Source organism: Acidobacteriota bacterium (assembly GCA_012729555.1).
Lineage (GTDB): Bacteria > Acidobacteriota > UBA6911 > UBA6911 > UBA6911 > UBA6911.
Genome location: JAAYCX010000090.1, coordinates 25,424 through 39,429, shown reverse-complemented (window position 1 = coordinate 39,429; position 14,006 = coordinate 25,424). Strand labels below are relative to the sequence as shown.

The window sequence follows — 14,006 nt, the reverse complement described above, 5'->3', positions numbered from 1 at the left end:
TCCGGCGGCCTCACTCGGGTTCCTGGAAAAGCGGATCGGGGGCGCACTCCCGGCGGAGCGCCTCGAGCAGGAGCGGGAAGCGGTCCTCCATCACGCGGGAGAGGCCGCGGCCGGGGGAGAGGTCGAAGGGCTGCACCCCGAAAATGCGCACCGGGTGATCGAAACCGAGGGCGCGGGCGATTCCCAGCCCTTCGGCCAGGCCCAGGCCATGGGTGGAGACGGAACTCGTCCTGATGAGTACGGAGGCCTCGTGGTCGGAAAAGCAACGGCTTTCACCCGGCGCGAGGCGCATGTCGGCGGCGTCCACCAGCACGACGGCCCGGTCCCATTCGAGCAGCATTGTGGCTACCGTGGCGGCGTCGGCGCTTTCGAGCAGGACGCAGCGCGGGTGGAAACCGGGGGAGCGGGAAAGGGCCGAAACCAGGGCGAGACCGATCTCGTCGTCGCCGCTGTGGCGGGTGCCGAGCCCCACGATCGGGGGCCCGGCACCCGCATCCGGCACGGCCGGACTAATCGACAAATTCGACATCCAGCATGTGGACCGAACAGGAGATGCAGGGGTCGTAGGCCCGCAGGAGCATCTCCATGTGGAGTGTCAGCTCCTCCTTCGACATCGAGGGGAGCATCCGCGGGACGAAGGCCTTCATGTCCTGCTCGACGTTGTTGATGTTCTGGCTGGTGGGGATGACGGCGTTTCCGGCGACGCAGCGGCCGTTCTCGTCGAAGGTGTAGTCGTGGAACAGGATCCCCCGCGGGACCTCGCAGGACGCGACGCCGCGCCCGGCCTTGACTTCGTAGGAGACGTCCTCCTCCTTGAGGCCCGAGCCCAGCACCTCGTCGAGCATCCGCGCGCTGTTGTAGGCGCAGTGCACGACCTCCACGATCTGGGCCACGTTGTTCATGTAGGGGTTGTAACAGGGAACGCGCAGCCCCAGGTCCTCGGCCGCCTGTTTGGCCTCCGGCACGAGCTGGTCGAAGTTGTTGTTCACCCGGGCCAGGGCGCCGACGAAGTACGACTCCCGGTGCCACTTCGACCACTTGGTGGTCGAGTGCGCCACGGTGAACTCGTTGGTGACCTCGAGATACCGGTCCACGGGGACGCTCGATTTCGTGTCGGAACTGTAGACGTCGCCGTCGTACAGGGCGTATTCGTCGGGGTGCTTCAGCGACACGTACTCGGTCTCCCGCTCGTAGGGGGGGATCTTGAGGGTTTTGGCCACCTTCAGGGTCTCCTGGATGTCGGGGATCGCGTCCTCCACCCGCTTCCGGAGAGCCGCGATCTCGTCCAGGGAAGGCAGCTTGCGCCACCCCTTGAGGGTGTTGGCCATGGGATGGAGCGTCCGACCGCCGAAGACGCTGGTGTAGTCGTTCGCCAGCTTCTTGAGCCGGAGCGCGCGCTTGACCACCTCCGGGTGGGTCCTGGCCAGCGGCAGGACGCTCTTGACCCCCAGGAAGTCGGGTACGGCCAGGAAGTAGACGTGCAGGACGTGGCTCTGCAGAAACTGCGATTCGGTCAGCAGCTTGCGGAGCAGGACCGTCTGCGGGCTCACCTGGATCCCCATGGCAGCCTCGACCGCCTTCGTGGCCGTCATCTGGTGCCCCACGCAGCAAATGCCGCAGATGCGGCTCACGATCCAGGGGATTTCGGCCGGGCGCATCCCCTTGACGAAGCTCTCGAAGAACCGGTTGGCTTCCGTGATGGAAAGCTTGACCTCCTTGACCGCCCCTTCGCCGGTGCTGACGATGATGCGTCCGTGTCCTTCCACCCGGGTGACATGCTTGACGTCGATGTTGTACGTTTTCTGTCTCAAATCCATGATCAGACTCCCCTGCCAATCGGTTCGGCACCCATGAAGAGCCGGTATCGGCTCCGGATATCCCTGTCGTCGATCTTGTGTTCGCGCATCAGTTCGATATGGGCCTCGACGTTGGCGTGGGGGAGCGAACCCCGGCAGCCGTCGCAGACGTAGCCCTTGTTGACGCAGATGCTGTCGCACCCCCCCCAGGTCACTGGCCCCATGCAGGTCAGCCCGCGTTCGAGCACACATTCGTTCTCGTTCATCTTGCAGTCCACGCAGACGGCGTTGGGCGGGAAGAAGGGCTGGGTCCCCTGCAGCAGCGATTTCACGAGGTGGAGAAATTCCCGTGGCACCACGGGGCAGCCGCGCAGGTAGGCGTCCACCTTGACGACGGCGTCGAGCGGCCGGACCCGGGTGTGGGACCAGAGCCCCCAGTGATCGGGATCGACCTGGACGCGGTTGCGGGCTTCGTCGCCGTAGACCTCCCCGTAATTGACGGCGGGGGCCACGAAGTTGGAGCGGGCCTGGACGTTCCCGTTGCAGGCGCAGGCGCCGAGGGCCACCAGGTAGGTGGCGCGGGCGCGGATGTTGCGCAGCCTCTCGATATCCTCGTCCCGGTGAATGCTCCCCTCGATGAAGGCCACGTCGTAGCGGGGGGCGGTCTCGGAAAGCGCCTCGCGGAACTCCACGAGCTCGACCAGGTTCAGGATGTCGAGGAGGATGTCCTCGCAGTTGAGGATGGCCAGCTGGCATCCTTCACAGCTGGCAAAATCGAAGAATGCTATCTTGGGTTTCATAAGAGCGCCTCCGGTAAGAGAGCCAGATCGGAAAAACGGAACACCGGTCCGTCCTGACAGCAATATATTTTGTTGATTTGGCAGTGTCCGCATTTGCCCACGCCGCATTTCATGCGCCGTTCGAGATCGACGTATATGTGGTCGTAGCTCACGTTACGGGCGCCCAGGGCGGTGATGACGAACTTGTACATGACCGGGGGGCCGCACAGGGCGGCGACGGTTTTCTCCGGGTCGAGCCTGAGCTTGGGGATCGGTTCGGTGACCAGGCCCACGCCGAATTTCCAGGGCATGTTTTCCGTGCCGTCCACGAGCCGGATCACTTCGATGCCGGCGTCGGTCCATTCGTCGAGCTGGTCGCGGTAGAGCTCCTCGGAGGGGTTCCGGCACCCCGAAATCAGGGTGATCTTCCCGAAACGGTCCGCCTCGGCGACGACGGGGGTGATCAGGGAGCGGAGCGGCACCAGGCCGAGCCCGCCGGCCACGAAAAGGACGTCGCTGCCGTAGAAATTCCCGAGGTCGAACCCGGAACCGTAGGGGCCGCGGATCCCGAGCGTATCGCCCACCTTCAGATCGTGGAGCACCTGGGTCAGGCGCCCGATCCGGCGGACGACCATTTCCAGCGTATTGTCCTTGCCGGGGCCGTTGCTTATCGAGATCGGCGCTTCCCCCACCCCCATGACGGAGACCATGACAAACTGTCCGGGGTGATGGCCCAGCGGCTTTTCCAGTTCGACGCGGAAATACCGGTCCTTGGCGGTCATATCGGCGATTTCGACAATCCTGCCCGGTTGGGGCATGAAAGTGTCCCGGGCGAGCTGGTGGTAATATTCGGTACCCGTCTTCATCAGCGAGCTCCTTCCTGGATCAGGTCGGTGACAATATCAAAAATGTCGATATGAGAGGTGCACTGGCGGCCGCACCTTCCGCATCCCACGCAGGCCGCGCCGCGTTCGTACTTCTCGGGGAGGTAGGCGAATTTGCGGTTGACCCGGTGGCGCTGGCGCGCGGCCGGTTCCGGCCGGAAATTGTGCCCGCCGCCCACCTCGGCGAAGTGGGGGAGCATGCAAGCGTCCCACGACCGGGTGCGGTTGCCGGAGGCCACGTCGAGGTGCAGGTCGTCGGCCACGTCGAAGCAGTAGCAGGTGGGGCAGACCAGGTTGCAGGTGCCGCAGGAGAAGCAGCGCTTTACGTGCTTGTCCCACACCGGGCTCTCGTAGTTCTTTTCCACGATCTTGTAGATTTCGGGCAGGGCCGCGGGGAAGGTCCGGCCGAACGGTTCCGGCCTCGCCGTCACCGCCCCGATCCGACGGGCCGCCCCGTCCTCGCACGGTTTCCAGTCCACGCCGGCCGTAAGGGTTTCACCCAGCCTGGTCTTGACCTCCACCAGGAGGTCCCCCCCCTTGACGGGGGTGATGTAGACATCCGCCCCCTCGGTGTGGTCCAGGGAGTCGACGGCGGCGCAGAAGGCGCGTTCGTCGCAGGGGGTGTTGCAGGCGTAGCCGATGACGGCCGTGTTCTCGCGCCGCGCCAGGTAGTAGGCGTCGGGCACCCCTTCCTTGAAGAAGAGGTCCATCAGGAAGATCCCCTTGAGGTCGCAGCTCCTGACTCCGGCGATGATACGGAAGGAGGTGTCGAGCGACGGCCGCACCTCGGTCTTCCCGTCGGCGTCCGTCCGGAAATGGAGCAGTTCCTCCCTGGCCGGGACCAGGAGTTTGACCGGAGGCACCACGGTCGGGGTGTAGTGGTCGAACTGGATATCGGAACCGGGTCCGACCCGGGTGAACCGGTAGCTCGCCGCCCCGTGTTTTTCCGGGAAATAGAGCGGGTTTTCGGCCGCCAGCCGTTTTATCCAGTCCACGATCTCTTTTTGGGTTGCCAGGTAATAACTCATCAGCGGTCCTCTCTCCCTTTTCCAAACCTATTGTCGTCAGGCCCCTCGCGTCCGGCGCAGCCCGGATCTCACTCGGCGGGAAACGGGCAAAACTTCAGTATACATTGTCCGCAATGCCGGCGCACCCATCTAATAGCCGGCCCGCCGGGGCCGGATTGCCGATCCGGCCCCCTCCCGTCCCGATCGCCTATTAGACACTAGGTCGTGCCGTTTCAAAAGTGAATTTTGTCCCGCTGCCGACCGTCACGCGAACACGAAGGTTTCCAGCACAATGATGAGGATGCCCGTGATCGCGCCCCCGGCGATGACGCCGGCGCAGACCGGTTCGAGGTTCCGCACCATCACCCGGTAGGACAGCCGCGCGGGGTTTGTCAGGACTCGGCCGGAGGCCCAGAAGATGAAGGAACCGAGAAACATCGCGAAACAGGTGTTGAACGGGATCACGAAGGCGAGGCCGATGCCGACGCCCGACAGCCAGAACCTGCCCCGGGTCCGGATGCGGACGAGCTCCAGTGCGATTCCCAGGAGGGCCCCGGCGAGGGCGGTCCAGCGGGCGGACAGGCTCAGGTTCTCGAGCCCGGTGGTCAGGACTTCGGCCACCGCCTTCCACATGATGGCCGCCGGCATGGGGTACTGCTCGCTCACCAGCCCTGCGGGGTTCCCCCGCAGGAAGACGAAGTAGAAGACGGGCACGGCCACCAGGGCTCCGGCCAGGATGCCGAGGACGTGGCCGATCGCCTGCTGCCGCGGCTTGGCGCCCAGCATGTACCCCGGCTTGATGTCCATGAGGAGGTTGGAGGCGTTGCTGGCGGCTTCGCCCGTGATGGCCGCGGTCATGACGTTGGTGGTGATGTTGCCGGGGGCCAGCGCCCCGAAGGTGAGCTGCGTCAGTTTCCCCAGCGCGCCGGTCGGGGTGATGGAGGTCAGGGCGGTGGAGTGGGCGGCGATGAGGATGAAGACGAAGACCAGGGGGATGGCGAGGACGCCCATGAGGATGCCGACGCCGAAATAGAGGTGGGACAGCCAGATCAGCAGCGCCCCGACGACGGGCACGCCGACGAAGGAGAGCCAGAGGGGGAGCTCGATCCCCTTCAGGATATCGCCTTGGCCCGGGTTTCGCTTCCTCCGGAGCGCCTTGAACGCGTCGAGGATGATGCGCGGCCGGGCGAAGAAGGCGCACAGGGAGGCCGTCGTCATGATCGCGACCCCGCCCCAGAGGGCCCACAGGGTTATCCGGGAAAACCCGTAATGGACGACGCCGTCGACCGCGCTGCCGGTGATGTCCCCCCGGTGGATCATCCAGGGGGCGAGGAGGAGGTAATTGATGACGGCGCCCGCCATGAGGGAGACCCCGGTGCGGATTCCCATGAGGCCGCCGGCCGCCATCATGACGAAGTCGGTGTCGGGGCGCACGCTCAGCTCCCGGAGTTCGATCCCGCCGAGCTTTACCGGCCAGAACCGGTAGAGCCAGCCGTCGAGGAATTCGGGAATATGGAAGGGGACCCTCATCCTGGACATGATCGGCTCGCTCTGCATGACCTTGAGGAGGGCTGAGGAGGCTCCGGCCACGGTCAGAATGAGGGCCTTGAAAACGCCGTCCTTGGCGTCCCCGGAATGGAGCGCGTCCATGACCACCCCGGCCGCCTTCCCCTCGGGGAAGGGGTGCTGCTCCTCGTTGATGAAGCGCTTTTTCAGGGGGAAGGCGAACAGGACCCCCAGCACCCCGACGAGGAAGAGCCACGCGTAGATCAGGGGCATCGGGAGGACCCGGCCGGTGATCATCATGTAGGCGGCCAGGCTCGAGATCATCGGCGCCGTCATATACCCGGCGGCGGTGGCGATCGACTGCATGCAGTTGTTCTCGAGGACCGTGAACTCCCTCCCCAGCCGGAGCGCGACGGCGAGCTTGAAGAAGGCGAAGGCGAGGATGACGGACGTGATCCCGACCCCGAGGGTCCAGCCGGTCTTGGCCCCCACGTAGAGGTTGGTCAGCGAAAGGATCCCGCCGATGATCATGCCGAACAGGGCGGAACGGAGCGTCAACTGGGGCATGTCGCCCCTCCAGACGTTTTCCAGCCACCACCGGTCCTTCTGCTCGAGCGTCCACTCCCTGACCTGCTGTTCGGTTAGCTGTTTGATCGCCATCCGCCGTCTCCCCTTCCGCGGTCCCCCCGGGGGGGGCTCCGATGCCCCTATTCGACCAGACTTATCGGCGAAGAGCAAGGGGATGGATAGGATTGAGTCGGGGCGGCGCCATTCCGGTGGGGCCGGGGTGCGGGGCGCCCTGTCCCGCCTTGAAACCGTGCTGGTTTCGGGCAGCGGGTTTCTGTATAATGAAGCGTGAAAGTAGCGGATATGCCGAAGGCGGGAAGCCTTCCCGGAAGAAAGGATCGATGCCCGTGCTGAAACGAATTTTTTGCGCCTGCGCCCTGGTGGCCGCGATGGGGACCCTGGCGGCCGTGAGCCAGGAGACAGAGGTTTTTACCGCCGACAAACACAAGGAGATGGGGCTCGAATGCTCCACCTGCCACGGGGAGGAAGCCCCCACGGCCACCGTCCCCGGCACGGTGTGTCTCCCCTGCCACGAATCGCTCGAGGCGGTCGCCGCCCGGACCAAGGACTTTACGGTGAATCCGCACGAGAACCACATCACCCTGTCCCAGGACCTGGAATGCACCCAGTGCCATAAAGGGCACAAGGCCACCGAGCCGATGTGTCTGAATTGCCACGCCGGGATGAAATTCAAATAATCTTCCTGCACCGCCGGCGGGTCCTGAAAAGGGCCGGCCGGCGGTGGGAACCGACAATGTCGGGGCCGCCGGCTTGCCGCCGTTCAGGCGGCAGCGGAGGGAGAGCCTCGTTTTCGCCGCCCACGATTCAGCAGGCCACCGGCGCCCGCGCCCTGGGATTCGTCGTGGCCGGGGTCTGAACCCGCACCCGTAACCCGGTTTTCCCCCCTCCCAAAAAAAAGTTTCGCTCAAATCGGTCCCGGTTCATTGGATAGTCGGGCGCGATGCGCCGAACAGGGAGGGAGCCATGACCGGATCGAAAAAGCTGAGCAGGGCGGAGATGTTCGCACAGGAAATGCGTTTCATGGAAAGGGTCGGCGCACGGCCGCTCTTCGACCATCTCGAGGAAGGGGGGGTGGCGCTCCCCTCCCCGGAGACGCTGGACGACGAAGCGCTGCACGCCAGGCTGTGGGAGGTGATCCGTGCCATGGCCCTGCTGGGGCATTACCTGACGAGCACCGATCACCTCAGCGACCGGGAACTGTACGAAAGGCTCTGGAACGAGATCCTGAGGGAGCCCTCGTGCATCCCGCCGCAGGGATCGCGCGCCGCCTGCCATATCGACATCCTGGGCGGGTGCAGCGCCGAGGACCTGGCGATCCGGATGAAGTACTACGCGGACGAGGACGAGCGGGAGGGCTGGGCGTCCGATTTTCCGGACGACGAGATGCCGCCCCACGAGGACCTCCCCTACGACCGGGACCAGTTCCTTCCCCAGCCCGACGACGGCGTGTCTCCGGCGGAGGACGTCTGCTGATCCCCGTGCCGGTCAGTACACGCGCGTTCTCGCGGCGCCGGTGAGGATCCATTTTCCCGTGGTTTTCGACTTGTCCAGGTAGACCCGGTAGCCGACCCCCATCTCGCCCCCGGCCTGGAGATCGACGCGGACCACGGCGTGGATCCGGTCCGGGTCGAAACCGGGGCGGGAGAGGCGCACGATTTCCCGTCCCGGGAGGGAACCGCCCGCCGCCGAGGTCCCGGAAAACGCTGAGACCTTTCTCGGGGCCGATTCCGCGTCGATCAGGGCGACCGTCCCCCCGGGGGGGACGTGGTCCCGCAGCCGCTCCGCAACGAATCGGCACGATTCCCGGTTGCGGCGGTTGAAATCGTCCCCCGTATAGGGGACGTCCAACTCCGGGATTTCCCCGGTCATGGAGGCGTCGAGGACCCGGTAATCGCTTCCGTGAAAGCCGTCGAGGCGGACGCGGCGCGATTCGAGCCAGGCCTTGCGTTGAATCCCGCCGGTCATCTCCCCGGGAATCTCCGGGTCGTTCGGGAAGAGGACGGCGGCGAGGACGGCGTATTCCTCCTCGTCCTCCACCACGCACTCCCCTGGCCCCGCACCGGCGAGGGTGCAGGCTCCGAGAAGAAGCAGGAGAGCGGAAAAGAGGCATGGTTTCACGGTCGTTCCTCCGGGAGGGTCTACTCGGGGCGCGTCACCAGGCCCTTGGCGACGCATGCGTTCAGTTCGGTCATGGAGCGCTTCAGGTTCTCCTGCTGCGTCTTGACCACGCCCAGCCGCTCCTCGCTGATCCTGATCTGCTCCAGGATCCGGTTTCGGCTGAGGGTCCATTCGGCCACGCTGTAGCCGTAATCGACCAGAAACTCGGCCATGTTGATCACGTACGGCCTTTTTGGGAAAGCCTTCCATGACTTCATGCGGTTCGCCAGCGGCTGCAGCCCCTCGTCGACCAGGATCTTGTGCAGGATCGGGTCTTCCTCCACCGCCGCGAGGGCGGCGCCGACGGCCCCGGCCGATTCGTCGACCTCGCGGGCTCCGGCGCTGAAATAGCCCCAGAAGACCTCCGCCTTCTCCTTTTTCCCCTGCAGGCTTTTTGCGGACGAGACGGCCGCGTCCATCCTCCGGATGCGCTGGTCCAGGGCGTCCAGGCTGGCCTGCATCCGGGCCTTCCTGTCTCCGCGGAGGCGCTTCATCCTGCCTTCCATGCCCTTGTAGGCCCCCTTGAGCCCGTTGAGGGTCCGGGTCGATTCGGCCACGTAGGCCAGGCCGCCGTCGAGCAGGAGATTGAGGGAGCTCTGGATGGCGGCGACCCGGGCCTCATCGTTGCGCCGGGTCCACTCCTCCAGTTCCCGCTCCCCCATCCGGCTGTCGGCCAGCATGCGGCGGGAGGCCTCCCGGTCCCGGATGAAGCGCTCCCGCACCGCCTGGCACCGCGCCCGCTCCCCCTGCGTGTCCAGGTCCCGCGCGCGCCGCTCGTAAAGGCCGGCGAACTGCAGGGCCTCGTCCATGGAGAGGGAGCGGTTGATGTCGAATCGGGCGGCCACGCTGCAGCTGGTCAGTTCGCCCGATTGCAGGCGGCGCTGGCACCGCTCGACCGCCTGGCGCAGCACCGCGGCGCGCCGGCGCAGTTCGGCGGCGTCCTGGGCCGGCAGCGGCGGAGCGGCCGCGGTGACCAGGAGGAACAAGATGGTTGTGACCAGGATGGTGGGGCCGAGACGCGAGCGCATGTTTTTTCTTCCTCCTCCGGCTTGTTCGGGTAGACTCACTCCCGCGGCGGCGCGGGCGTCATTCGACCGTCCATATCGGCCGGGGGCCCCGTCCCTGTTAGGGAATTGGCGCCGCGCTTTTTCCGGAAGTTCTCCTGCAGGAAGCGGGAAAATCTGCCGAAAAGCGGTCCAGGCCGGCGCGTGGAACCGGCCGCACAGTCGAAGACGTCTTTGGAACCAGGGAGAGCACCATGAAAAGTCCAGTCTCAACCGCCCGGATCGTCCTCTTTGCGTTGATGGCCGCACTGCTGGCCGTCCCTTCGTCCCCGCTGCTGGCCCAGGGAGCCCTCGACCAGCTCGAGGACGGGACCAATACGGGAACCCTCTTTGACGGCAGCGACGGCAGCCGCTTCGGCACCGACACCGGAATCGGCGGGTCCTCCGGCGACATTCCCGACGTCCCCGAGCCCACGCCGGTGGATACCCCGGACGACGGCGCCGACCAGGGCGGGGCGGACGATTCCGGCGGCGACAATTCGGGCAGGGACGGCGAGGAACCGGCCGAATAGGGCCTTTTCGTTGCGCCGGCCCGCCCGGCGCCGGGGATGACTTCCGGGGGACCACCATGAAAAACCGCACGAGGCGCCGGGCCTGGGCCGTCCGGATGATGGGAATGATCCTGCTCGCGGCGCCGCCCGCGTTTTCCGCCGCGACCGCACCGGACCGCGCCGCCATGGTCGACGGGAACACCCGGCTGGCCTGCGATCTCTACCGGAGACTGAGGCTCGGGAATGAGGGGAGGAACCTCTTCTTTTCCCCCTTCAGCATCAGCACCGCCCTGGCCATGACCTATGCCGGCGCCGCGGGGGAAACCGAACGGCAGATGGCCGCGGCGCTTCACTTCACCCTTCCCCGGCAGCAGCTTCACCCGGCCTTTTCCGCCCTGCTCGACGATCTCAGGAGTTCGGAAGAGTACGAACTGGCGATCGCCAACCGGCTATGGGGGCAGAAGGGCTACCCCTTCCGCAAGGAATTCCTGGCCGGGATCGAGGCCCGGTACCGGGGAGGGTTCGAGGAGGTGGATTACGGGAATGACGCCGAGGGGGCGCGCGGGACCATCAACCGGTGGGTGGAGGCGGAGACCCAGGGGAAGATCCGGGACCTGCTGCAGAAACCCGATATCAAGCCCCTGACCCGGCTGGTGCTGACCAACGCGATCTATTTCAAGGGGAACTGGAGCGCCAGGTTCGATTCCCGCGACACCGTCTCCGGGCAGTTCGCCCTGGAGGACGGTGCGGCCGTGTCCGTCCCGCTCATGACGCAGAAGGGGAGATTCCCCTACCTGAGGGAAAAGGACTTCGAGATGCTCGAACTCCCCTATGCCGGCGGCCGGCTTTCCATGCTCGTCCTGCTGCCGAACCGGGGGGTGACGCTCGACAGGGTGGAAACGCTGCTCTCCCCCGAACACCTCCGCTCGTGGCGCTCCGGAATGGAAGAGACCGACGTGCGCCTGTTTTTGCCCCGGTTCCGGACCGCCGCCCGCTTCGAGCTCAACGCCCCGCTTCATTCCCTCGGAATGAAGGACGCCTTCGACGAGAACCGCGCCGATTTTTCCGGCATCATGGGGAAGAAGGACCTGTATATCTCCAAGGTCATCCACAAGGCGTTCGTGGACGTCAACGAGGAGGGGACCGAGGCCGCCGCGGCGACGGCCGTCGTCCTGAACACCAAGTCGATCGGGCTCGAGGTCCGCTTCCGCGCCGACCGACCGTTTGTTTTCGCCATCGTCGACCGGGAATCGGAGAGCGTGCTATTCCTGGGAAGGCTGATGAATCCCGAGGAGCCCGAATCATGAATCAGCGTCTGCTTCCGGTACTCTTGTCGAGTCTCCTTCTCTGCGGCCCGGCTTTCGGCCAAGGCTATTCCCACGGTCCCAGGGAGACCGGGGAGGAGGTGCTCGACGAGCTGCTCCTGGGGGAGAGGACCGTGGCGGCCAAGGTCTCGAGCGGCGGCTGCACCGGCAAGGGGAGCTTCCGTGTCGAGGTGGAAAAGAGGGAGGGGCTCACCTCCCGGCTTCCCCACTATGTCCTGACGATCCGGCGCGCCGCAATCGACGAGTGCAAGGCCATCGTCGACGACGGGCCCGTCATCGTCTGGGACCTCGAGAAGGACCTGGGCCTGACGGGGAACTACACCTTCTCCGTCCGGAACATGGTCTACTCGATCCCCTCACCCTATGACGACCGGGACCCGGAGCGGTCCATGCTTTCCACCGTCGAAAAACAGATGGGGATCCGCGGTGCCGGACCGGGGACGGCCCCGGTGGAGGAGGCGCCGAAGCCCGAACCGGCACCGCGGCGGCCGGAACCGCCGGAGAGCCGGGAGGGCGCCAGAAGCCTGTAGTTCCTAGACCCGCTTTTTCTCCGGCGGCAGGATCCCCTTCTGTTTCGAACTGTGGTCCCGGCCCAGAAAATAGTTGATCCAGGAGGAGGTCTGCCAGAGTTCCCAATCGCACGGCGGTACGATGGTTTCGGCGATTTCGCCTTCCCGTCCCTCCGATTTGAGGCGCCGGTAGGCGCGCACCCAAATGCACTCGACCTCCCCCGGATACACCTCGCACCACCCTTCAAAGCTCCCGCCGCAGGGGGCGTTGCGCTGGTCCTTGGGGCACTGGGACACCGGGCAGAGATAGGCGGCGTCGAACAGGGCGCAGTCGCCGCAGTCCTTGCAGGCGTACATGCTGTTTTTGCTGCAGCGTTCGACCCGGTGCAGCACCCGCTTCCAGAAGGGGGAGCGGTCGATCCGCTCCATCATCCTCCGGACGGGGCGGAACAGGGCGCCCCCCGGTTCGAACACGGTCGAATGGACCGCCTGCGAAACCCGGTAGATCGCGGGGCGGGCCGGGGGCTGGGTCCGGAGGGCTGGGGCCTCGGTGTTCAGCCCGGTCCGGGGGTCCCGCTCGTAAAGGTAGAAGCCGTTCGGCTGGGCGTAATCGAATTCCGGGACCAGTCTCATCCAGTCGGCCGCCAGCTCGTTCCCACGGGCGACGATATACTCCACGCTTTCGAAGGGGAGCCCCTGGCCGCTGATATAGGCCCCCTTGTATCCCATTCCCCTCGCCAGCGCGTACATTTTGGCCGCCCGCTCCAGGCGCGCCTGCCTCCCCTTGTCCCCGCCCGCCGATTCGGCCGCGATCTCGCCGAGCAGTTTCCGCGTCACCACGCACCCGGGGATGTGGTTGGCGTTCATGGTGCGCGCCACCGGGTGTGAGAGGACGTAGATGCCCGCCAGCACCGGCAGCGAATGGTTCTGCAGTTTCAGCCACAACGGCAGTTCGTGCATCTTGCGCGCGTCGTACCCCACCTGGGTGATGACGAAGTCCGCCCCGGCGCGGATCTTCTTCTGCAGCTTGTAATACTGCCCCATCACCTCCGCCTCCATCTGCTTGAAGGGGGAGAAGGCGACCCCGGAATAGAAGCTGGCGGGGGCCAGCCGCACCGGTTTGCGCATGATCTCGCGCACCATGCCCCGGTTCATCTCCGCGACCAGGCGCAGCCCGTTGACCGAATCGAGGTCGAATACCGGCTTCGATTTGCCCGTGAAGCCCAGGTTGGAGGGGTAATCGCCCGTCAGGACGAGCACGTTGTGGACGGCCAGGGCGGCCAGCTGGAACAGGAGGCTCTCGGCCTGGTTCCGGCTCCGGTCCCGCATCGCGATGTGCACGAGCGGCTCCACCCCCGCCTTGCGGATCTCGGCGCAGAGGATGTCGGTGGCGATGGCGGGGTTGCCCCCGGGGTTGTCCGTGATGCTGACGGCGCAAACCTTCCCCCCCGCCGCCGCCCGATGCGCGTTCTCCAGGACCAGTTCCTGCCGGGTTTCGAAAGCGCCCGGGCCGGGGATCTGCTCCCAGACCAGGCAGAAGGTGTCCGGGTCCGTCATCGCGTTCCGGAAACGGTTCCCCTTGGCCGCGAGTTTCTGCGCGATCGCGGCCCCGAGCCTGGCGACCAGCCGGTCGATCGGAAGAAAGGGGCTTTCGGCCCCCGTCGCGAACGCGTGCCCCCCGAGCCTCATGTCCAGGTTCTCGTCCCCCAGCACCCGGTGGGTGTTGCCGGAGATGTCCCGTTCCAGCACCAGGAGCGCGGCGTGATGGGAGATCCACCCCTGCTGCAGCCGGCGGTAGAGGCGCGCGACGCTCCCGGGGGGATCGAGCTCCCCGATCAGGATGATGTCGGGACGGGCGTCCCGCAGCATGCCGAGAGCTTCGGTCTCGCCCGCGGCATAA

At 65.9% G+C, this 14,006-nt stretch carries 14 protein-coding genes; 5 read left to right on the top strand and 9 right to left on the bottom strand.

The features are described from left to right. Positions 1-10: 10 nt before the first annotated feature. The 6 genes from GXY47_15375 to GXY47_15350 all read right to left on the bottom strand — a co-directional run bounded on the left by GXY47_15375 (position 11) and on the right by GXY47_15350 (position 6,632). Positions 11-520, bottom strand: a complete 510-nt coding sequence (locus GXY47_15375; GenBank protein NLV32522.1) for a hydrogenase maturation protease — start codon at positions 518-520, stop codon at positions 11-13. Then, positions 510-1,817 (bottom strand): Ni/Fe hydrogenase subunit alpha, encoded by a 1,308-nt coding sequence (locus GXY47_15370; GenBank protein NLV32521.1) that lies wholly within the window; start codon positions 1,815-1,817, stop codon positions 510-512. Before GXY47_15370 ends, GXY47_15375 begins: the two co-directional genes overlap by 11 nt. A gap of 2 nt (positions 1,818-1,819) precedes the next feature. Continuing rightward, positions 1,820-2,596 (bottom strand): NADH:ubiquinone oxidoreductase, encoded by a 777-nt coding sequence (locus GXY47_15365; protein ID NLV32520.1) that lies wholly within the window; start codon positions 2,594-2,596, stop codon positions 1,820-1,822. Further along, positions 2,593-3,393, bottom strand: a complete 801-nt coding sequence (locus GXY47_15360) for an oxidoreductase (GenBank protein ID NLV32519.1) — start codon at positions 3,391-3,393, stop codon at positions 2,593-2,595. The genes GXY47_15365 and GXY47_15360 overlap by 4 nt, the downstream gene beginning before the upstream one ends. A gap of 47 nt (positions 3,394-3,440) precedes the next feature. Then, positions 3,441-4,487 (bottom strand): hypothetical protein, encoded by a 1,047-nt coding sequence (locus tag GXY47_15355; GenBank protein NLV32518.1) that lies wholly within the window; start codon positions 4,485-4,487, stop codon positions 3,441-3,443. Positions 4,488-4,730: 243 nt separating this feature from the next. Continuing rightward, the gene (locus tag GXY47_15350; GenBank protein ID NLV32517.1) at positions 4,731-6,632 is read right to left on the bottom strand and encodes an OPT family oligopeptide transporter; all 1,902 of its coding nucleotides are present in this window, start codon (positions 6,630-6,632) and stop codon (positions 4,731-4,733) included. A gap of 254 nt (positions 6,633-6,886) precedes the next feature. On the opposite strand from GXY47_15350, the gene GXY47_15345 reads away from it, so the two are divergent. Together GXY47_15345 and GXY47_15340 are read left to right on the top strand one after the other, a co-directional pair. Beyond that, entirely contained in the window at positions 6,887-7,237 is a 351-nt protein-coding gene (locus GXY47_15345; protein NLV32516.1) for a cytochrome c3 family protein, read from the top strand. 286 nt (positions 7,238-7,523) lie between these two features. Beyond that, positions 7,524-8,033 (top strand): hypothetical protein, encoded by a 510-nt coding sequence (locus GXY47_15340; GenBank protein ID NLV32515.1) that lies wholly within the window; start codon positions 7,524-7,526, stop codon positions 8,031-8,033. A gap of 12 nt (positions 8,034-8,045) precedes the next feature. Here GXY47_15340 and GXY47_15335 read toward each other — a convergent pair whose 3' ends face one another. Beyond that, positions 8,046-8,678 carry a hypothetical protein gene (locus tag GXY47_15335; protein NLV32514.1) on the bottom strand — a complete coding sequence of 211 codons (633 nt, stop codon included), beginning with the start codon at positions 8,676-8,678 and terminating at the stop codon, positions 8,046-8,048. A gap of 20 nt (positions 8,679-8,698) precedes the next feature. Next, a complete protein-coding gene (locus tag GXY47_15330) occupies positions 8,699-9,745 on the bottom strand; it encodes a hypothetical protein (protein ID NLV32513.1) in 1,047 nt (348 codons plus the stop codon). Positions 9,746-9,975: 230 nt separating this feature from the next. On the opposite strand from GXY47_15330, the gene GXY47_15325 reads away from it, so the two are divergent. The 3 genes from GXY47_15325 to GXY47_15315 are packed head-to-tail and all read left to right on the top strand — an operon-like array spanning position 9,976 to position 12,127. Next, the gene (locus GXY47_15325) at positions 9,976-10,293 is read left to right on the top strand and encodes a hypothetical protein (protein ID NLV32512.1); all 318 of its coding nucleotides are present in this window, start codon (positions 9,976-9,978) and stop codon (positions 10,291-10,293) included. Positions 10,294-10,349: 56 nt separating this feature from the next. Further along, positions 10,350-11,579, top strand: a complete 1,230-nt coding sequence (locus GXY47_15320) for a serpin family protein (GenBank protein ID NLV32511.1) — start codon at positions 10,350-10,352, stop codon at positions 11,577-11,579. After that, on the top strand, positions 11,576-12,127 hold the full coding sequence (locus tag GXY47_15315; GenBank protein ID NLV32510.1) for a hypothetical protein: 552 nt from the start codon (positions 11,576-11,578) through the stop codon (positions 12,125-12,127). Before GXY47_15320 ends, GXY47_15315 begins: the two co-directional genes overlap by 4 nt. 3 nt (positions 12,128-12,130) lie before the next feature. On the opposite strand, the gene GXY47_15310 is transcribed toward GXY47_15315, so the two are convergent. Beyond that, the gene (locus GXY47_15310; protein NLV32509.1) at positions 12,131-13,795 is read right to left on the bottom strand and encodes a methylenetetrahydrofolate reductase; all 1,665 of its coding nucleotides are present in this window, start codon (positions 13,793-13,795) and stop codon (positions 12,131-12,133) included. Positions 13,796-14,006 lie beyond the last annotated feature (211 nt).

What these genes read in the sequence shown, in the direction of transcription:
- GXY47_15340 (NLV32515.1), top strand. Translation starts at nt 7,524, where the DNA reads ATGACCGGATCGAAAAAGCTGAGCAGGGCGGAGATGTTCGCACAGGAA.
- GXY47_15315 (NLV32510.1), top strand. Translation starts at nt 11,576, where the DNA reads ATGAATCAGCGTCTGCTTCCGGTACTCTTGTCGAGTCTCCTTCTCTGC.
- GXY47_15325 (NLV32512.1), top strand. Translation starts at nt 9,976, where the DNA reads ATGAAAAGTCCAGTCTCAACCGCCCGGATCGTCCTCTTTGCGTTGATG.
- GXY47_15355 (NLV32518.1), bottom strand. Translation starts at nt 4,487, where the DNA reads ATGAGTTATTACCTGGCAACCCAAAAAGAGATCGTGGACTGGATAAAA.
- GXY47_15365 (NLV32520.1), bottom strand. Translation starts at nt 2,596, where the DNA reads ATGAAACCCAAGATAGCATTCTTCGATTTTGCCAGCTGTGAAGGATGC.
- GXY47_15320 (NLV32511.1), top strand. Translation starts at nt 10,350, where the DNA reads ATGAAAAACCGCACGAGGCGCCGGGCCTGGGCCGTCCGGATGATGGGA.
- GXY47_15360 (NLV32519.1), bottom strand. Translation starts at nt 3,393, where the DNA reads ATGCCCCAACCGGGCAGGATTGTCGAAATCGCCGATATGACCGCCAAG.
- GXY47_15370 (NLV32521.1), bottom strand. Translation starts at nt 1,817, where the DNA reads ATGGATTTGAGACAGAAAACGTACAACATCGACGTCAAGCATGTCACC.
- GXY47_15350 (NLV32517.1), bottom strand. Translation starts at nt 6,632, where the DNA reads ATGGCGATCAAACAGCTAACCGAACAGCAGGTCAGGGAGTGGACGCTC.
- GXY47_15310 (NLV32509.1), bottom strand. Translation starts at nt 13,795, where the DNA reads ATGAGGCTCGGGGGGCACGCGTTCGCGACGGGGGCCGAAAGCCCCTTT.
- GXY47_15330 (NLV32513.1), bottom strand. Translation starts at nt 9,745, where the DNA reads ATGCGCTCGCGTCTCGGCCCCACCATCCTGGTCACAACCATCTTGTTC.